Origin of the sequence: Martelella sp. NC20, assembly GCF_013459645.1 — a bacterium.
In the GTDB taxonomy this organism is placed as follows: Bacteria; Pseudomonadota; Alphaproteobacteria; order Rhizobiales; family Rhizobiaceae; genus Martelella.
Genome location: NZ_CP054861.1, coordinates 188,656 through 205,447, shown reverse-complemented (window position 1 = coordinate 205,447; position 16,792 = coordinate 188,656). Strand labels below are relative to the sequence as shown.

Genomic DNA, 16,792 nt, shown 5'->3' with positions numbered 1-16,792 from the left:
CCGCGTCCAGAAGCTTTTTTCCGTCCTCCATGGGGGAAATCGGACAGTCCTTGTTCCAGCCGACGCCAACGGTCAGGCCGTAGACGGCCTTGCCCTGCAACGCCGTCTACGTGACCAGATCGAGTCCCTGCTCGATACGCTCCGATGCAGGCCCGGTGATCGGGTCCGGGCCGCCTTGTCATGGCCGATCCCGGCGATGTCCTCGACCGGTATCCCCTCGGGTACCGCGTTGACGGCACAGAGGCTGCCAGCCGGCTCAGACGAAAAGCAGAACAAGGCCGGGAAACAGCAGGAAGAAAATGATGCGCAGGACGTCGGCCGCGATAAAGAACGAGGCTCCGCGATAGATATCGCGTAGTTTGAGGTCCTTTTGAATGCCGTTGAGCACGAACAGGTTGATGCCGACCGGCGGCGTGATCATGCCGATCTCGATGATCATCACATTCATGATCCCCCACCAGATCGGATCGTAATGAAGTTGCCCAACGATCAGCGGATAAATGAACGGCATCGTCAGGATCATCGCCGCCATCGCATCGAACACGCAGCCGAGGCCGATATAGAGCAGGACCACGATAATCAGCACCGCCTCGCGCGGCAGGCCCATGCCGCCAACCCAGGCGATCGCGGCCTCGGGCAGACCGGACAGGGTGAGAAAGCTCTTGTAGATTTCGGCGCCGATCAGAATGAGATAGATCATGGCGACGTTGGAGGCCGCTTTCTTCAGCGTATCGATGAAATTGCTGCGGGTCAGGCGCGCCCGCACGATGCAGGTCGCGAACACCAGGGCGACGCCGACGGCGGCGCCTTCGTTGACGGTGAAGATGCCGCTATAGATGCCGCCGAGCATGATGACGCCGACCAGCATGGTCAGCCTGGCCTGTCCCGTCGCCTTGGCGCGCTCGCGCCAGGTGGCAGGGGCCAGCGTTTCCGACGTGTCTCCATGAACGGCGATAAAGACGCGCACGGCGATGGCGTAAAACAGCACCGCGACAATGGCGGGTACGATTGCCGCGCGAAACAGCGACAGCACGCTTTGCTGAGTCAGGATAGCATAGACGACCATCACGACGGAGGGTGGGATCAGCGATCCAAGCGTTCCGCCGCCGGCGATGGATCCGGCGATGAGGGAATCGGAATAGCCGCGCCGCCGCATTTCCGGCAGGGCGATCTGGACCATGGTCGCGGTGGTTGCAACAGATGAACCGCAGATCGCTCCGAAGGCGGCGCTGCTGCCCACCGTCGTCAGCGCCAGGCCGCCGCGCAGGTGCCCGACCCAGGCATGGGCAAGCCGGTAGATCTCCGAGGACATTCCGGCAATGATCGAAAAGCCGCCCATAAGGATAAACAGGGGAATGATCAGGAGTTCCTGAGAGGAAAGCGACTGTACCGTCGCAACGCCGAAGATCGAAAAGACCGAAGTGTCGAAGGTCAGGAACAGGGTGAAGAGCGTGCCGACAATGGCCATCGACGCCGCTATCGGGACCCCCAAGAGAATGAAGGCCAGCAGCGTCACCAGTCCTGCCGCTCCGATCATGATGTCCGACATCATTCCGCTCCTTCCGCGGCATTTTCCAGAGGAGCTGGCTCGGATGCTGAGAGCGCGCGACCGCATTGCCCCGCCAGAACGACGAGCTGGATGAGCGCCGACATCCACAAGGCGAGGGAACCAAGCGCCCAGGCCGGCCAGCGCGGCAGGTTCAGGAGCCAGGTTGTTTCCCCCGAGTGCCAGATGTCGAGCGTATAGTCGCTGACCCACCACGCCATCAGCGCGAACATCGCCAGCAGGCACAGGTGTCCGCAGACATCCAGCGCTTCGCGCAGACGCCAAGGCAGAGAGTCGATCAGGAAGCGCACCGTGATCGCGCTGCGGCCCGCCGCCATCGCCGGAAAACAGAAGGCGATGGCGACGATCCCGAGCGGGGCGTAGAGATCGGACAAGCCGTCAACGCCCGAATTCATCACAAAATTGTCGAAGCCGGGAAAAAGATCACGCAGGCCATAGACAATGTCCGACCGCAGCGCGATATCGAACAGGGTCAGGCCGGTGACCGCCAGCAAGGCGCTTAGACCCACCACTGCGAGAATGTTGGACAGTCTAGCCATAGCGGGTTCCTCTTCCCGGCGCGACGACTACTCGCCCAGATTTGCCTTCGCGGCTTCCAGCGTATCGGCATTGGCCGGGTCGGCGGCAACCCAGCCATCGACAACCTGTTGCAGCACCTTGTCTGCGCGTTCCATATCGGCGTCGCTGAAGGCGACGAAATGGTGATCGCCCGATGCTTCCAGCCGCGCCGTCACCTCATCGGTCTGCTTGTCCATATTGGCGCCCAGCACTTCGGTGAACCACTCGCCGCGCAGTGCATCGATCGCCTCGCGCGATTTCGGCGACAGGCTGTCATAGCGATCGCGCGACATTGCCCACAACACCGTGAACGAGCCCAGCGGAAGATTGGTGACATGGTAATGGACGAGGTCGCCGACGCCGAAATTGTAGAGATTGCCGGTATCGGCCAGCGCGCCGTCAATCAGGCCGCGGCTGATGTTTTCCGCAAGCCCCGTGGCCGGAATGTTCGAGACCGGGACCGCGCCCAGCCGCGAGACGATCTGCGCCTGCATCTGGCCTGAAACCCTGAGCTTCTTGCCGCGAAGGTCGCGCAGGCTGCCGATTTCCTCGCTGGTGTGGATGAAATAGGGGCCGGCCTGCAACACGCCGAGCACGACGAGATCGTCCAGTCCGGTGATCTTGCCTTCTTCGATCAGCGCCAGCGTCGCAAGCGAACCGTCGGAATTGGAGCGCGCGAGATTGGGTAGCTCGAAGACATCCATGCCTTCGATGCGGCCGGGCGTGTAGGGGATCGGTATTTCGGCGCTGTCGGCAATGCCGCCCTGCACGATCTTGAGTGAACCTCGCCGCCCGAGACCAGAGATCCGCCGGCGTACAGCCTGATCTGCAAGGCACCCTCCGAAAGCTCCTCGGCCCGCTCGATGCAAGCCGGAACCGATACGGCGTTGTTGACGGTCGAGGCTGGCAGGAAGGACGAGAATTTGAGTTCATCGGTCGCGTCCTGCGCCATGGCGGCAGAGGCCAGCGCGACCGACAGCAATGCGCCTGCGAGAATGTTCTTCAGTTTCATGGTCATTTCCCTCTTTGATTGGTATTTTTCGGTTGTGCATGCGTCTCCCGTCACTCCGAAGGATCAGACGGGAATGTGGTTGATCTTTTTGCGCGATACCTCGTCCAGCGCGTCCGGGTAGCCGGCATCGGCATAGCGGATGACGCCAAGACCGGTATCATTATCGAGTGCGATTTCGAGACGGCGGTCGGCCGCCTCGGTGCCATCGGCGACGATCGTGACGCCGGCCGAAGTCATGTAGCCGGCATAGCCGCCGCCGCCCGAATGAACGGTGACCAGATCGGCGCGGGACGCGCATAACAGCATCGCATCCAGAAGCGGCCAGTCGGCGATCGCATCGGAGCCGTCGCGCATATTCTCGGTCATGATGTTGGGATGCGCCATTCCTGCGGAATCAAGGTGATCGCGGGAAAACGCGACCGGCCCCTGCAGCGCGCCGGTCGCGACCATCTGGTTGACCGCGCGCGCCAGCGCGCTGCGTTCTCCATGGCCAAGCCAGGCGATGCGGGCGGGCAGTCCTTCAAAGGGAACATTTTCGCGCGCAAGCCGGATCCAGTTTGTAACGATCCTGTTATCAGGAAACATTTCGAGCACAAGATCGTCGATCTTGCCGATGTCGGAAGCCTCGCCCGACAGCGCCATCCAGCGGAACGGCCCGATCGCGCGGCAAAACAGCGGCCGCAGATAGGCTTCGGTGAAAACCGGAATGTCGAAGGCATTCTCGACGCCGCCGATCTGAGCCTGTGTGCGGATCAGATTGCCATTGTCGAACACTTCCGCGCCGCTCTTCTGAAAATCCAGCATGGCCCGAACATGCCGCGCGATCGAGGCCCTTCCGGCCGCGATCAGTTCGTCCGGGTTCTGCGCGCGCAGACGACGTACGCGGTCGAGATCGTACCCCTCGGGAATATAGCCATAAACCAGATCGTGCGCCGAGGTCTGATCAGTCACGATATCGGGGCTAACACCGCGCCGGGCGATTTCTGGGTAAACCTCCGCGGCATTGCCGACGAGCCCGACCGAGACCGCCTGGCCTTCGGAGCAAGCCTTTTCGATCCGCGCGAGTGCCGCGTCTAGATCCGGCGCGATTTCATCGAGATAGCCGATTTCCCTGCGCGCTACCGCACGGGCGGGATCGACCTCGACGCAGAGGATTGCCGCGCCCGCCATCCGCCCGGCGAGCGGCTGAGCGCCGCCCATGCCGCCGAGACCGGCGGTCAGGATGAAACGCCCGGCAAGGCTGCCGGCAAAACGGCGCTCGGCGATCCGCATGAAGATTTCATAGGTCCCCTGAATGACGCCCTGCGAGCCGATATACTGCCATGCCCCGGCAGTGAGGCCGCCCCAGCAGATCAGCCCCTTGCGTTCCATTTCGTAGAAGTTTTCGGCTCTGGCCCATTGCCCGACGATATTGCAGTTCGCCATGATGACGATCGGCGCCTCGGGACTGGTTTTCATCAGACCGACGGGTTTGCCCGACTGGATGATCAGGGTCTGATCGTCATCCATATTGATCAGCGCCTGACGGATCGCATCATGGGCGGCCTTGTTGCGCGCGGCCTTGCCCAGAGCGGCGTAGACCACCAGATTTTCCGGGTCCTCGCCGACGGCCAGGACATTTTCCATCAGCCGCAACAGCGCCTCCTGCCGCCAGCCTTTGGCGCGAAGCGTCGGGCCGGAGGGGATCGGAAAGGCCGGATGGCGGGGATTGTCCTTCGGCATGTCAGCCCTCCAATGCGTAAGAGGTCAGGTCGATGCCCATGACCTTTTCCGGGTGGATATAGACGGCGGGATCGAGAACCCCGGTGCTGATCGGCAATAGTGCCTTCGGCACATGCAGGACATGGATCTTCATGCCCACCTTCAACTCGCCGACCGACAGCGGTTCGGCCTCGGGAGAAAGCGTGGTGATGACGTCGGGGAAGGTGGCAATGCGGCGTCCGTCGGCTGCGTCGACGGCCATATATTCATTCATCACATGCAAGGTGACGGCGCGATCGCCGTTGCCGATCGTCACAGTGCCGACATCGAAGGCCTCACTCGTATAAGTCACCTGTTTTGCCGTGATCTCGCCTTCGACGATATAGATCCCGCGGGTGGTACGAGCGATGGCATCGAGCATCGCGTAGGGGCCTTTGGGCTCGGCCGCCAGAATGGCCTCGCCCAGTTCCAGCGCCTTCGAAATTCCGCCAAGGGCTGCATTTCCGGCAACGTAGGACGCATGCACCGGGTTGCGCGCCGAAGCGATAAAGCCGCCGGACATATCCGAGGCGGTGCGCAGCACCGGCGAAACGCGGCCCGTGGCGCCTCGGGTGACAAGCTCGATATAGCGGTTTTGCGCGCGATTGCCGCCAACGGCGGTCTGGATCGTTTGTTCCGGCCGTCCGGCCATGCCGATGGCGCCCATATCGCCTGTCGGATGGGCGCGCATGTCGCCGACCGCATCGAGCACCTTGCAGCCCAGAATGGCGGAGGGAAGCCAGGCGTTGAGGGTCGAGGACTTGCCGTTCTGCCCGATCATCAGCGCCGCGACGCGCGCGCCGAGCGCTTCCTGAAGGAGCTGCACCGCCTTCACATAATCGACGCCGCGCATCTCCCACGGCGTGGTCGAAGCGGGCGCGCCGATGGCGGCGGCGGTGGCGACCCAGTCATCATCATCAAGTTCCTCGACCGAGACCAGTTCCGGCGCGCCGGCATTGACAGCCGCGCGGCCGAGCATCCGGCCGTGATGCACCCAGCCTCCGCCGCCCGCTGCATAGACCGCGCCGCCGCGCACGGCGGGTTCCACATCCTTTTCGGTGAGAACGCGTGCCATCTGCTATCCTTCCTTGTTCGCGTCGATCGAGATTACGGTATCCGCCAGAACCTCGGCGGCAAGAGACAGATCAGCCGCATCGGCCCATTCTTCCGGGCAATGCGAACGCCCGCCAGCACAGGGCACGAACACCATTGCGGCAGGGCAAAGACGCGCCATGAACGCCGCATCGTGGCCGGCGCCGGAAACCATGCGCCGGTGGCCGATATCCAGCGCCGAGGCCGATTGGGACAAGGCATCCACAAGTGCGTCGTCAAGGCGTACCGGGTCGTTGGCGGAAATCTTGCGGGTCTCGACCACAATGCCGTTTTGATGTTCATCCTGCTCGCGGTCTGTGATCCAGCGCAGGAAGGTATCCATATCGGCCTCGGTCTCGGCGCGAATGTCGATCAGCATGCGGACATGGCCGGGAACGACATTGGCGGCATTCGGCTTCATCTCGAATTCGCCCACCGTCGCGGTAAAATGCCGCCCCGCCGCCGTCATTTCCACAGCCTTCGCGCGAATTGAAAGCACCAGTTTGGCGGCGGCGGCCAGAGCGTCGACGCGGCCGTCCATCGGGGTCGTGCCGGCGTGGTCGGGTTGCCCCGTAACGCTGACCTCCACCCGGGTTATGCCGACGATCGTGGTCACCATGCCGAGGCTCAGGCCCTCGCGCTCCAGAACCGGCCCCTGTTCTATATGCATTTCCAGAAAGGCTCTGAGATCATGGCGAAGCGGAACTGTAAGAGCCTCCGCATCGCCGCCAACATCGCCGATGGCCCGGCGAAGATCGCGGCCGGCGCTCTGCCGCTCAAGCCATGCGGGCGGCAGAACCCCGGCCATGGCCCGCGAGCCGATGCAGGAAACGCCGAAAATCGACACTTTCTCGGCGAGAAAATCGGCAATGGCGAGGTTGTGGCGCAGTGTCACGCCCCGGTCTGCCAGAACGCGGGCCACCTCAAGCGCCACGACGACCCCGGCGACGCCATCGAAGCGTCCGCCGTCGGGAACGGTATCGGAATGAGACCCCAGCATGATCGTGCCGGAATCGGGCTCGCTCCCTTGGCGAAGACCGACCAGATTGGCGCCGGCGTCGAGCGAAACAGTGAGACCCGCCGCCCTGAAGCGATCCGACAGGAAGCGCCGGCCCTCGTCGAAAAGGGGCGAGAAGGCGCGCCGCGTCCAGGGCCTTTCGGGATCGGTGATCGCGGAAAGCGCCGTCAGGTCAGCGGCTATCCGGTCCTGCGAGGCATGAAGATTGCGTTTCATGCGTGCAGCTCCCGGCGCAGGCCCAGCGTTTCGGGCGGGCGGACAAAGCCGCCACTGCCCGGCGCGGCCAGAACCTTGTTGCCATCGAACGCCATCCTGCCACCATGCCAGACGGCGGCCACGGTCCAGGGCAAGGCCATGCCGTCATAGGGAGACCAGTCGGCAACCGAATGCGCACTGGCGGCGGCCTCGTAGACGGCGGGCCGGTCGACAAGCACGGTCAGGTCGGCGTCGCGGCCAACCTCGATGCCGCCCTTGCGATGATCGAGCCGGAAGTGACGCGCCGGGTTTTCCGCCATCAGGCGTGCAGCCCAGAACAGCGGCACGCCGCGTTCCATCGCGCCCTTGACGAACAGTGGAACCATCACCTCAAGCCCGGGAACCCCGGAGGCGCATTTGAGCATGGCTGGATCGGTCTTGCGCTCGCGCGCCCAGCTCACATGGTCGGTCGAGACCATGGAAACGCGGCCCTCGGCGACATGACGCCAGATCGCCTCAACCTCGCGCCGCGGTCGCACCGGCGGGTTGATCTTGGCCATGCCGCCCAGACGCGCCACGTCATTTTCCTCGTTCAGCGTCAGGTAGTGGATGCAGCATTCGGCGGTCGCGTAAAAGCCCTGACGGCGGTAACTTTCGGCAATTTCGTAGCCGCGCGCGACCGAGCAATGCACAACATGGGCCGGGCAGCCTGTCTCCGCGCCGGTTTCGTAGATCTGCAGCATTGCCAGGGTTTCGGCGAGTTGAGGGCGGGAGAGGCCGTGAGCACGCCAGTCGGTGATGCCCGCCGCCTCGACCTCGGCGATCGCGGCGCGCACATAATCGTCGTCCTCGTTATGAACGCCGGCGGCAAGGCCGGTGCGCGCAACGGCTTCAAAGCAATTGCGAAGCAGCGCCGGCGGGATGCGCGGAAACCGTTCGGGGTCGGTGCCGAAGGTCGAAAACTTGAAGCCGCAAACGCCGCTTGCCGCCTGTTCGGCAATCCGCGCCGCGCCATCTGCGGGACGGATGGTGCCGTAGAGCGCAACGCTGACCCGCGCTTCGCGATCGGCGAGCGCTGCCTTGCGCGCCACCGCTTCGGCGGAGCAAATCAGATCGCCCTCGTCATAGGGCATGTCGACGATTGTGGTCACCCCGCCTGCGGCCGCCGCACGCGTCGAGGCCGCAAACCCCTCGGTTCCGCGCTGCGACAGAGAATGGACCTGGGCATCCACCGCGCCGGGCAGGATAAGCCCATTGCCGAAATCATGTCTCTCGGCGGCCGCGGGCGGTTTTCCCTGACCGATCATCACGATCTTTCCTGCCGCCACCGCGATGAAACCATCGGGGATCTCGCGATCCGCGAGAATGATCCGTCCCGTCAGAACCAGTTCGAAGCCAGCCAATGCATTCCCTCCGTGTCTAAAATGACTATGCGGCGGATTCTGGAACATGCTATATCCCAAAAACCGGATGCCATATGTCGTATTGCCCTGCCCATCGCGTTTGCATGGAGAGTGGAGGTGAAAATCTCGACCATTTTCGTTGCGGATCAGGCCATAGTGAGAGGCGGCGTTTTGCGGGCCGCACGCAGCCTGGACATGCCCGCCTCGACAGTCTCCGACGCGATCAAGCGTCTGGAAAAGACGCTTTCGGTGCAGCTTTTCCAGCAGGGTGCGCAAGGGTTGACCCTGACGGCGGAAGGCACCAGTATTCGGCCGCTCCTCCATGAAGCCGCTTACGCCATCCGGGCAATCTATGCGCAATGTCAGGATGCTTCGGAACGCACGATCATCGAAAGTCCGATTTCGCTTGCCGCCCTGTTTCGCTTTTCCGATGTCATGGAAACAGGATCGATCAGAAAGTCCGCGCGGCGGCTGCAGATCGGTCAACCGCAACTGACGCGCATGATCTCGGCCACCGAAAAGAGCCTCGGCGGCGCTCTGTTCATGCGCGGCCGCGACGGCTCAACGCCCTCGCGGTTGGCGCTCAGGATATCGCCGCATGTCGAAAAGCTCAGGGATATATGGACGCGGCTTTCCACGGCATCGGAAAGCCGTTTCCGCCGTCACCTGAAGTTCTGGTCGCTTGGCGGCGTCCCGCCGGCGACGCCGGACAGCCCGTCAGCAAGGATACTGGGGCATATCATTGCCAATTGGAGCAGTCGTTTCGGCTCACAGATCTATCTCCAGCCGGGACTTGTGAATGCCTTGTTCGAGGGTCTTGAACTGCAGCGCTATGACGCGATCCTGGTGGATTCGCCAGCGACATCGCCGCGCCTGAAGAGCCGCGACATTCACCGCAGCAGCCTCAGTTTCTTCGTACGCCGCACGGGAGCGGAGATCAGTGACTGGCATGATGAACAGAGCCTGATCCGGGAAACGCTGCTGAACGGCCATCTGGTGTTGCCTTCGCGCGCAGCCGGTCTGCGACAGGTGGCCGAGGAGGTTCTTGAACACATTCTGGGAAGCAACTGGCTGTCGCAGATCCGCTTTACCGAAGTCGACAGTATACCGGTTTCGGTCGATCTCGTCGCAAACCATGGCTATTGCTCGATACTGCCCGCCAATCTGAGGATCTCGAATGACGATGTCATAGCCTATCCGCTTGCCGACCGGTTCAACCTCGTGCTCCGCCTCGTGTGGGCAGATAATCTCCGCGGGCAACAGATGGCCGACCACCTTCAGGATATTCTGGGCTCCTGGAGCTACGGGGAGGAGTAGTTATCGAACATGCATGCGCCAGCCGCCGATGTGGATCTTGTTTCGCAGCGTTCTTCAGCAGGCTTTTATTGCCCTCGCAGAAATTGCCTTTGCCAGTGTCGGAGCATCATTGCGCAAAGCTGAGCCGGGCTACCATGGCTGAGGAATGTCTTGCCGCTGTTGTGTGTGATCAATTGACTATGGGACTGAAAAGCCCGGCGCCTGTCAGCAACGTCTTCGGCCAAAAAAAATGGTTTCCACCTCCGGCGGACCCTCCGTCTTTTCCTGTCCTGCTCCGCCCTCCGCTCCGTTGCGGCCCCGACGGGTGCGGCCAGTTTTCTCCGGTCCTTCTAGATGCCGTATGGGCCTGCGCTCCTCTGGTGGCCATGAAGGTGGCTGTCCCCCAGAGTGATGATGTTGAAACGGGGTCCGATGGTTTCGGCCCCAGGCATCAAGCGAGGAACAGCCATGGACTATTATGCAGGAATCGATGTGTCGCTGGAACAGAGCAGTATTTGCGTGGTGGATGCGTCGGGCAAGATCGTACGCGAAACGAAAGTGGCGAGTAAACCGGCAGCGTTGTCGCGGTATCTTGCCGAGTTTGAGCTTCGGATCGTCAGGATCGGTCTCGAAGCGGGGCCATTGTCTCAATGGTTGCGCGAAGGTTTGGTTGCCGCAGGTTTTGATGTGGTGCTGCTGGAAACGCGGCATGTGAGGGCGGCGTTGTCAGCGATGACCGTGAAGACGGACCGCAAGGATGCCCGTGGGATCGCGCAATTGCTGCGCATGGGCTGGTTTCGCCCGGTTCATGCAAAATCCGCGGACGCTCGGGCCGTGCGGGCATTGCTGGTTGGCCGCAAACTGTTGCAGGCCAAGCTGCGCGATGTCGAACTCAGTATCCGCGGCATTTTGCGTGGTTACGGGCTCAAGGTCGGAGAGGTAAGTCACGGCCGTTTTGATGCCCGCATTCGCGACCTCATCGAAGGCCATGACATGCTGACGACGGTGATCGGTGCGATGCTGAAGGCGCGGGCCGCCCCGTGGGACGAATTCACTCGGCTGCATCGTGAGATGCTGAAGATCGCCCGGGCCGATCCTGTCTGCCATCGGTTGATGAGCGTGCCCGGCGTGGGCGCTCTGGTGGCGCTGACCTATCGCTCGGCGGTCGATGATCCGGAACGGTTTTCCAAGTCCCGAACTGTCGGCGCTTATTTCGGGCTGACGCCTGGAAAATACCAGTCCGGCGAGACCGACAGAGACGGCGGCATCACCAGGGTCGGTGACGCCATGGCGCGCACCGCGCTTTATGAAGCCGCACATATCATGCTGACGCGCGCCTCGAGGTTTTCCGCCCTGAAAGGCTGGGCGATGGGTGTCGCGAAACGGCGGGGCATGAAACGGGCGAAAGTGGCGCTGGCTCGCAAGCTGGCCACGGGCGATCAAGTTGACGAAGAGACTTGCCTGCGTTCATTTGACCGAAGACGCGAGGCCGTTCAAAGCGTCGCGCGAGAAGCCTATTTCCACAAAGAGAGAACCATGTACCTGCTCACGGCAGAGGATTTCCGCTGAAATAACTGATTGTGTCCCGGAGAAGAGCGAAGTGATAAGCTGCGTTATCCCGCAGTTTGTTTGTGCAACGAGAAAGCGGGCCAGGCCCGGCGCCACATCTGTGGGAACCAGGCAGTGAGGAACTTGATATGCTGCTCTCGAAAACGGGCTATTTCGCTGATTTCGTCGCCTATCCAGTGCTGATCGCGGCATTTGGCGTGGCCGGCGTCATGCATGCGGGTGGCGACGGAATAATCGCCGCCATCGCGACATTTCTGGGTGGCCTGGCGCTCTGGACGCTGCTCGAATATCTTCTGCATCGCTTCGTGTTGCATCATCTGCCCTGGATCAGGGATATGCATGAACGTCATCACAGGGAGGTCCTAGCACTGGTCGGAACGCCAACCTGGCTCAGTGTCGCACTGTTCCTCGCCCTGGTATTCTTGCCCCTCTTTTGGCTGACCGGTTTTGCGATGGCGAGTATCGCCACGTCGGGGCTGATGTCCGGATATCTCTGGTATGTGAGCGTGCATCACCTGGTACACCACCGGCATCCGGCGCATTCCGGCTATCTCTACAAGCTCAAGCGCAACCATGCGATGCATCATGCGAACGAAGCTTGCAATTTCGGCGTGACCTCGCGTTTCTGGGATGATGTTTTCCGCACCTCCCGCCCCGCGAGATAGGGTTGGCGCGGAGAGCGGATCGCAAGTCTCGAAACTGCCATGCAATGTTGCGTAGAGGCGCATGCCGATGAGGATCGACGACCGGATGTCCGTTGGCTGTGCTGTTCACAGGTCGTCATCGGGGCAATGTCGGTGGCGCGGGCGTTGCCGCAGACCGGAGCGAGCGTCAGGGCGGCCATCCTCGATACCGGCGACCCGGAGCATCGTGCCGAATTGACGGCATCGGAACGCAATACAGCCACAATAGCGTTATATCGTACACATAATACAACCCCTTCCCGTCATGCTGACGGCGGGTGTACCTCTTCTTTCAACCCCTGACGTTCAATGGCCGCAGTCGAGCCCTTGCTCCTGCGTGTAGGCCTCATGACAACCATTCCGAAGACACCGCCGGCATCGGCACGATCTGCCAGTCGACCGCTGCCGCCCAAGCCCGAGAGGCAACAGGTCCTCAGTCGCGATGAGTTGCGCAGGATTGTCGCCGATCAGATCGACTAGCGCATCATGCTGTCCGAATGGACGCACGGCGCTTGTCTTATGACACATTTTCACCAATCAGGAGCGACCCACGGGGTCGGCATAACATGGAAAAACAAAATACCAGGCAACGGACCGACCGGAATACCGGGACATCGCGAAAGGGCCTGATGGAAAAATACCGCCAGCACCTCGCCTTCGCTGCCCTCAAGATTTCCGCGGGCGACCGCGTCGGCGCGGAAAACGACTACCAGCACGCCGAGCATTTCTATCGCAGCGCCGCGGAATACACGGAGCCTGACCGGAACTGATCCGGACGAACGACCGTCGCCCCGGTTTGTTTCCGCGCGAAACCGCTGGCAAGCATCCAGAGAGCGATGAAGGATGAGGCGCGCAGAGCGACATGACCAAACTCAGTATCAGGCACCGAACCACCTACAGCTATCGCTATCCGGTTCTTCTTGCTCCCCACAGGCTGACGATCCGCCCGCGCGAGAGCCATGACCTCCTGCTCGTCAGCCACGACATCGATGTCTCTCCGGGGGCCACGCTGAACTGGTCGACGGATGTTTTCGGAAATTCGATCGCGACCGCCAGCTTCGCCGAGCCGACGGCAAGTCTTGCCATCGACAGCGCCGCGGTCGTCGACCTCAGGGCCGCCAACTGGCCGATCTTCAACATCGCCGTTTCCGCGATCAACTATCCGTTCTTCTACGAACAGAACGAGTGGAAAGACCTCGGTGCGCTTCGCGATCAGCAATATCCCGATCCGGCCAAAACGCTCGATCGCTGGGTCCGCGGCTTCGTCGGCGGCGACACGCTGTCCCTGCTGAAGGACATCAGCGCGGGCATTGCGAACCGGCATATGTATCTGAGCCGGGAGGCGGAGGGCACGCAGGCGCCGGTCGAGACACTGACCAAGGGGTCCGGCACCTGCCGCGATTTCGCGGTGCTGTTCGCCGAGGCCGCCCGCCTGCTGGGATTTGGCGCACGGATCGTGTCGGGCTATCTCTACAATCCCGCCCGGATGCTGACGGGGTCGCGCGACAGCGGAACAACCCATGCATGGGTGGATGTGTTTCTTCCCGGCGCCGGGTGGATCACCTTCGACCCGACCAACCGCAGCATGGGCAGCGCCAACCTCATCCCCGTGGCAGTCGCCCGCGATATCGCCCAGACCACGCCGATTTCCGGCGGCTTCACCGGCGCTTCGGACGCCTTCCTGGCGATGAATGTCGCGGTCGACGTCATGGAACTCTGAAAAGCAGCGCCCGCTCGGTCACCCGGCTTGCGCCAGGCCATCACGCCGCGCCTGCCGGAACGAGACGAGGCGGTGCGTTGCATCGTCCCACAGGACGAGGTTCACGCAGCGCAGGCTCTCGAGCAGGGTGATGCGGCCGATGCCGCGCAATTCCGGATAGTCCCGCAGGACCTCCGGCAGCCGGTAGAACGGCACTTTCGCGGCGAGGTGGTGGACGTGGTGGATGCCGATATTGCCGGTGATCCAGCGCAGGGGTAGCGGCAGGTCATAATGCGAGCTGCCGTGAAGCGCGGCGCTCTGGAAATTCCAGTCCTTCGCCTCAGTCCACTGCGTTTCCTCGAACTGATGCTGGATGTAGAACAGCCAGACCCCGGCGGTGGCCGCCATCAGGGTGATCGGCAGTTGCACCATCAGGAAGGATGCCGGGCCCATAAGCCACATCAGCAGGGCGACCGGAAGGGCCGCGCCGATGCTGGTCGCGACGGTGGATGTCCACGGTTCCATTCCGGCGCGCATCAGGCCGAGGGGCAGCCGGTACTGGCAGATGAACAGCCAGGCCGGGCCGAGACCGAACATCACGGCCGGATGCCGGTAGAGCCGGTAGCGCAGCCGCCCGAACCGCGACAGCGCGCGATATTCCCGCACGGTCAGCGTATCGACATCGCCGATGCCGCGCTTGTCGAGATTGCCGGTCGTGGCGTGGTGGACCGCATGGGTCCGGCGCCAGTAATCGTAAGGGGTGAGCGTGAACACGCCGATGACGCGGCCGATCCAGTCATCGAGACCGCGCCGGGCGAACAGCGCGCCATGGCCGCAATCATGCTGCAGGATGAAAAGCCGGACGAGAAAGCCAGCCGCCGGAATGGTCAGCAACAGCCCCCACCAGATACCGTTCACCACGGCAAGGCCCGTCAACACCCAGAGCGCGACGAATGGCAGCGCCGTGATCGCGATCTCGACCGTGCTGCGCAGCGTGCTCGGACGCCGGTATGGCGCAAGTGCTGCCGTCCATGAACGATCGTTGCGTTCGATTGCGGCGGCGTTCTCGATGCTGCGTTCCATGGGTTTTCCAGTTTCGATTGGGCGCTTGCAAGCGCGCGGGACCATCTGGTCCTGCATGCCGGAGGTGTCGCAACCAGGCGTGCGCGCGGCGCTGAATGCAAGACGGGCCGGACGCAATGCCCGACCTGCCTGTCCGTCTCGATGTTTCGTGCCAGTACATCCGTGGTCACGAAGCAAGGACGATGCTTATGCCGCCTTGAGGTTCTCGGCGGCGCTTCTGCCCGACCGGTCGTCGGTGACGACGTCAAAGGTCAGCTTCTGGCCTTCGGCGATGCTGCCCATTCCGGCGCGTTCGACGGCGGAGATATGAACGAAGACATCCGAACCGCCGCCCTCTGCCTCGATAAAACCGAAACCCTTGGTGGAATTGAAAAATTTCACTGTACCAGTGCTCATGACGATTTCCTTTCAATCAATCAGAGAGAATTGTCCGACGCGCATGAAGGTTGCGACCGGACGATAAAGTCGATGTTGATGGAAATTCATCGGAGCGCGAGGCGCAAAAATAAAGTTCAGCAAACAAGATCGATGGCATTTATATGTGCCTCTTGCGTTGCCAAAACAAGAAATATCAAAATAATATTTATATATATTTTAAATATTTTCCGAAATTTATTTTAATATAACCCTATTAATTCACGAATTCATGCATATATATGGTTTGTCGGCCAAATACGACCAATCATAAAATTGCCTTTAGTAAATGCCATTCTACGTTCGCGTCATGACTTGACGCGATGGTGGCGTTCCACGCCCGAAAGAGCGGCATTTTCCGAATGCATGGCGAGACTTCGGCACGTACTCAAACGATCCAAAATCGGAAGGAATCGGCATCATGGCAGCAGAAACCAACGGCAATCCGTCCATCGGCCAGCGATGGGCAGCCTATCATCCGGCGAAATCGACGCTCGTCTGGGCGTGCGTCCTGACCGCCGCGGTCACGATGATCGTCGGCTTCACCTGGGGCGGCTGGGTTACGGGCGGCACCTCGCGGAACCTCGCGGCGGAAGCCGGTGATCTCTCCCGCTCCGAACTGGCGACCGTCATCTGCGTGGACCGGTTCAGGGCGGCGCCGGATTCGGCACAGCAGATGACCGACCTGAAGGCGATGACCAGTTCCTACAACCAGCGGCAGTTCATAGAAGCCGGCGGCTGGGCGACGATGCCGGGCCAGACCACCGCCAACCGCTCCGCCGCCTCGGCCTGCGCCAGTGCGCTCGTGAGCTGATCGAACCTTCGGTCTCGCACAGCGAGACCGGGGTTGATCTCATTGCCGCAAACACTGTCCGGGCTGCACGACGTTGTCGGGCCAGAGCCAAGCATAACCCTTTCCGAATGGAGGTCTCCATGGCCAAAGGCCAGAAGCGCAGCAGTCGCGAAATCAGAAAGCCTAAAAAAGAAAAAGCCGCTGCAGCCCCTGCAGCGCCGCTTCTCGGCTCGCAGGTACGCGAAGCCGGAAACAGCAACAAGGTCCGCGGCAAGCCGAAGGGCTGAACCGCCCCTTTTCAAGGATATACCCGACCATGGCACTCGATTTCCCCAATCAAAGCCGCAGCTACGACAAAGCCGGTCATCGCGTCCGTTTCACCGGCCATGACGGTATGTTCGAGGTGATGTTCTTCGTCAGGGCCGATGCGCTCAAATATCCCGAAGATGGCGAAGCGAACTACCTCGCCGCCTTCGACGCGGCGCGATCCAGGATCTACACCGCGGCCCGCAAACTATACGCCAGAGGCCGCAAGGCCATGTATGTGATGACGGCGGCCGATTTCGCCTGACCGGCAAGGGCAACGGAACGTCCGGCAGCGCGTTCAGCCGCTTGCCTGGAGCATCGAGCGACGAGTTGGCATCGCCCGATGCTCTGGTTTCTTTGTTTT

General features: G+C 61.8%; 16 protein-coding genes and 1 pseudogene. 8 read left to right on the top strand and 9 right to left on the bottom strand.

Going from position 1 to position 16,792, the window contains the following annotated elements; genetic code table 11:
• Positions 1-256: 256 nt before the first annotated feature.
• From HQ843_RS00985 to HQ843_RS00955, 7 genes are all read right to left on the bottom strand, one after another.
• A complete protein-coding gene (locus HQ843_RS00985) occupies positions 257-1,552 on the bottom strand; it encodes a TRAP transporter large permease (RefSeq protein WP_210280280.1) in 1,296 nt (431 codons plus the stop codon).
• Entirely contained in the window at positions 1,549-2,106 is a 558-nt protein-coding gene (locus tag HQ843_RS00980; RefSeq protein ID WP_180900236.1) for a TRAP transporter small permease, read from the bottom strand. The genes HQ843_RS00985 and HQ843_RS00980 overlap by 4 nt, the downstream gene beginning before the upstream one ends.
• Positions 2,107-2,133: 27 nt before the next feature.
• The gene (locus HQ843_RS00975; protein ID WP_180900237.1) at positions 2,134-2,895 is read right to left on the bottom strand and encodes a type 2 periplasmic-binding domain-containing protein; all 762 of its coding nucleotides are present in this window, start codon (positions 2,893-2,895) and stop codon (positions 2,134-2,136) included.
• 305 nt (positions 2,896-3,200) lie between these two features.
• The gene (locus HQ843_RS00970; protein ID WP_180900238.1) at positions 3,201-4,859 is read right to left on the bottom strand and encodes a urocanate hydratase; all 1,659 of its coding nucleotides are present in this window, start codon (positions 4,857-4,859) and stop codon (positions 3,201-3,203) included.
• 1 nt (position 4,860) lies between these two features.
• Positions 4,861-5,952, bottom strand: coding sequence for a DUF917 domain-containing protein (locus HQ843_RS00965; RefSeq protein ID WP_180900239.1), 1,092 nt, complete (start codon positions 5,950-5,952; stop codon positions 4,861-4,863).
• Between the two features lie 3 nt (positions 5,953-5,955).
• Positions 5,956-7,203: a Zn-dependent hydrolase gene (locus HQ843_RS00960; protein WP_180900240.1), complete on the bottom strand. Its 1,248-nt coding sequence runs from the start codon at positions 7,201-7,203 to the stop codon at positions 5,956-5,958.
• Positions 7,200-8,585: a dihydroorotase gene (locus tag HQ843_RS00955; RefSeq protein WP_180900241.1), complete on the bottom strand. Its 1,386-nt coding sequence runs from the start codon at positions 8,583-8,585 to the stop codon at positions 7,200-7,202. The genes HQ843_RS00960 and HQ843_RS00955 overlap by 4 nt, the downstream gene beginning before the upstream one ends.
• 117 nt (positions 8,586-8,702) lie before the next feature.
• Between HQ843_RS00955 and HQ843_RS00950 the strand changes: the two genes are divergently transcribed.
• From HQ843_RS00950 to HQ843_RS00930, 5 genes and pseudogenes are all read left to right on the top strand, one after another.
• Entirely contained in the window at positions 8,703-9,902 is a 1,200-nt protein-coding gene (locus tag HQ843_RS00950; RefSeq protein WP_180900242.1) for a LysR family transcriptional regulator, read from the top strand.
• Positions 9,903-10,349: 447 nt separating this feature from the next.
• A pseudogene (locus tag HQ843_RS00945) lies at positions 10,350-11,315 on the top strand (IS110 family RNA-guided transposase); the annotation flags it as partial.
• Between the two features lie 263 nt (positions 11,316-11,578).
• A complete protein-coding gene (locus HQ843_RS00940) occupies positions 11,579-12,115 on the top strand; it encodes a sterol desaturase family protein (RefSeq protein WP_180900243.1) in 537 nt (178 codons plus the stop codon).
• Positions 12,116-12,699: 584 nt separating this feature from the next.
• Positions 12,700-12,903, top strand: coding sequence for a DUF4167 domain-containing protein (locus HQ843_RS00935; RefSeq protein ID WP_180900244.1), 204 nt, complete (start codon positions 12,700-12,702; stop codon positions 12,901-12,903).
• Between the two features lie 92 nt (positions 12,904-12,995).
• Positions 12,996-13,853: a transglutaminase family protein gene (locus tag HQ843_RS00930; RefSeq protein ID WP_180900245.1), complete on the top strand. Its 858-nt coding sequence runs from the start codon at positions 12,996-12,998 to the stop codon at positions 13,851-13,853.
• Between the two features lie 18 nt (positions 13,854-13,871).
• Here the strand turns inward: HQ843_RS00930 and HQ843_RS00925 are convergent, their stop codons facing one another.
• Together HQ843_RS00925 and HQ843_RS00920 are read right to left on the bottom strand one after the other, a co-directional pair.
• A complete protein-coding gene (locus HQ843_RS00925) occupies positions 13,872-14,915 on the bottom strand; it encodes a fatty acid desaturase (protein ID WP_180900246.1) in 1,044 nt (347 codons plus the stop codon).
• A gap of 186 nt (positions 14,916-15,101) precedes the next feature.
• Positions 15,102-15,311, bottom strand: coding sequence for a cold-shock protein (locus HQ843_RS00920; protein WP_180900247.1), 210 nt, complete (start codon positions 15,309-15,311; stop codon positions 15,102-15,104).
• Between the two features lie 439 nt (positions 15,312-15,750).
• Between HQ843_RS00920 and HQ843_RS00915 the strand changes: the two genes are divergently transcribed.
• The 3 genes from HQ843_RS00915 (at position 15,751) to HQ843_RS00905 (ending at position 16,693) form a co-directional block, all read left to right on the top strand.
• Positions 15,751-16,143, top strand: coding sequence for a hypothetical protein (locus HQ843_RS00915; protein ID WP_180900248.1), 393 nt, complete (start codon positions 15,751-15,753; stop codon positions 16,141-16,143).
• Between the two features lie 119 nt (positions 16,144-16,262).
• A complete protein-coding gene (locus tag HQ843_RS00910; RefSeq protein WP_180900249.1) occupies positions 16,263-16,409 on the top strand; it encodes a hypothetical protein in 147 nt (48 codons plus the stop codon).
• A 29-nt stretch (positions 16,410-16,438) separates the two neighbouring features.
• Positions 16,439-16,693 (top strand): DUF1488 family protein, encoded by a 255-nt coding sequence (locus HQ843_RS00905; RefSeq protein WP_180900250.1) that lies wholly within the window; start codon positions 16,439-16,441, stop codon positions 16,691-16,693.
• Positions 16,694-16,792 lie beyond the last annotated feature (99 nt).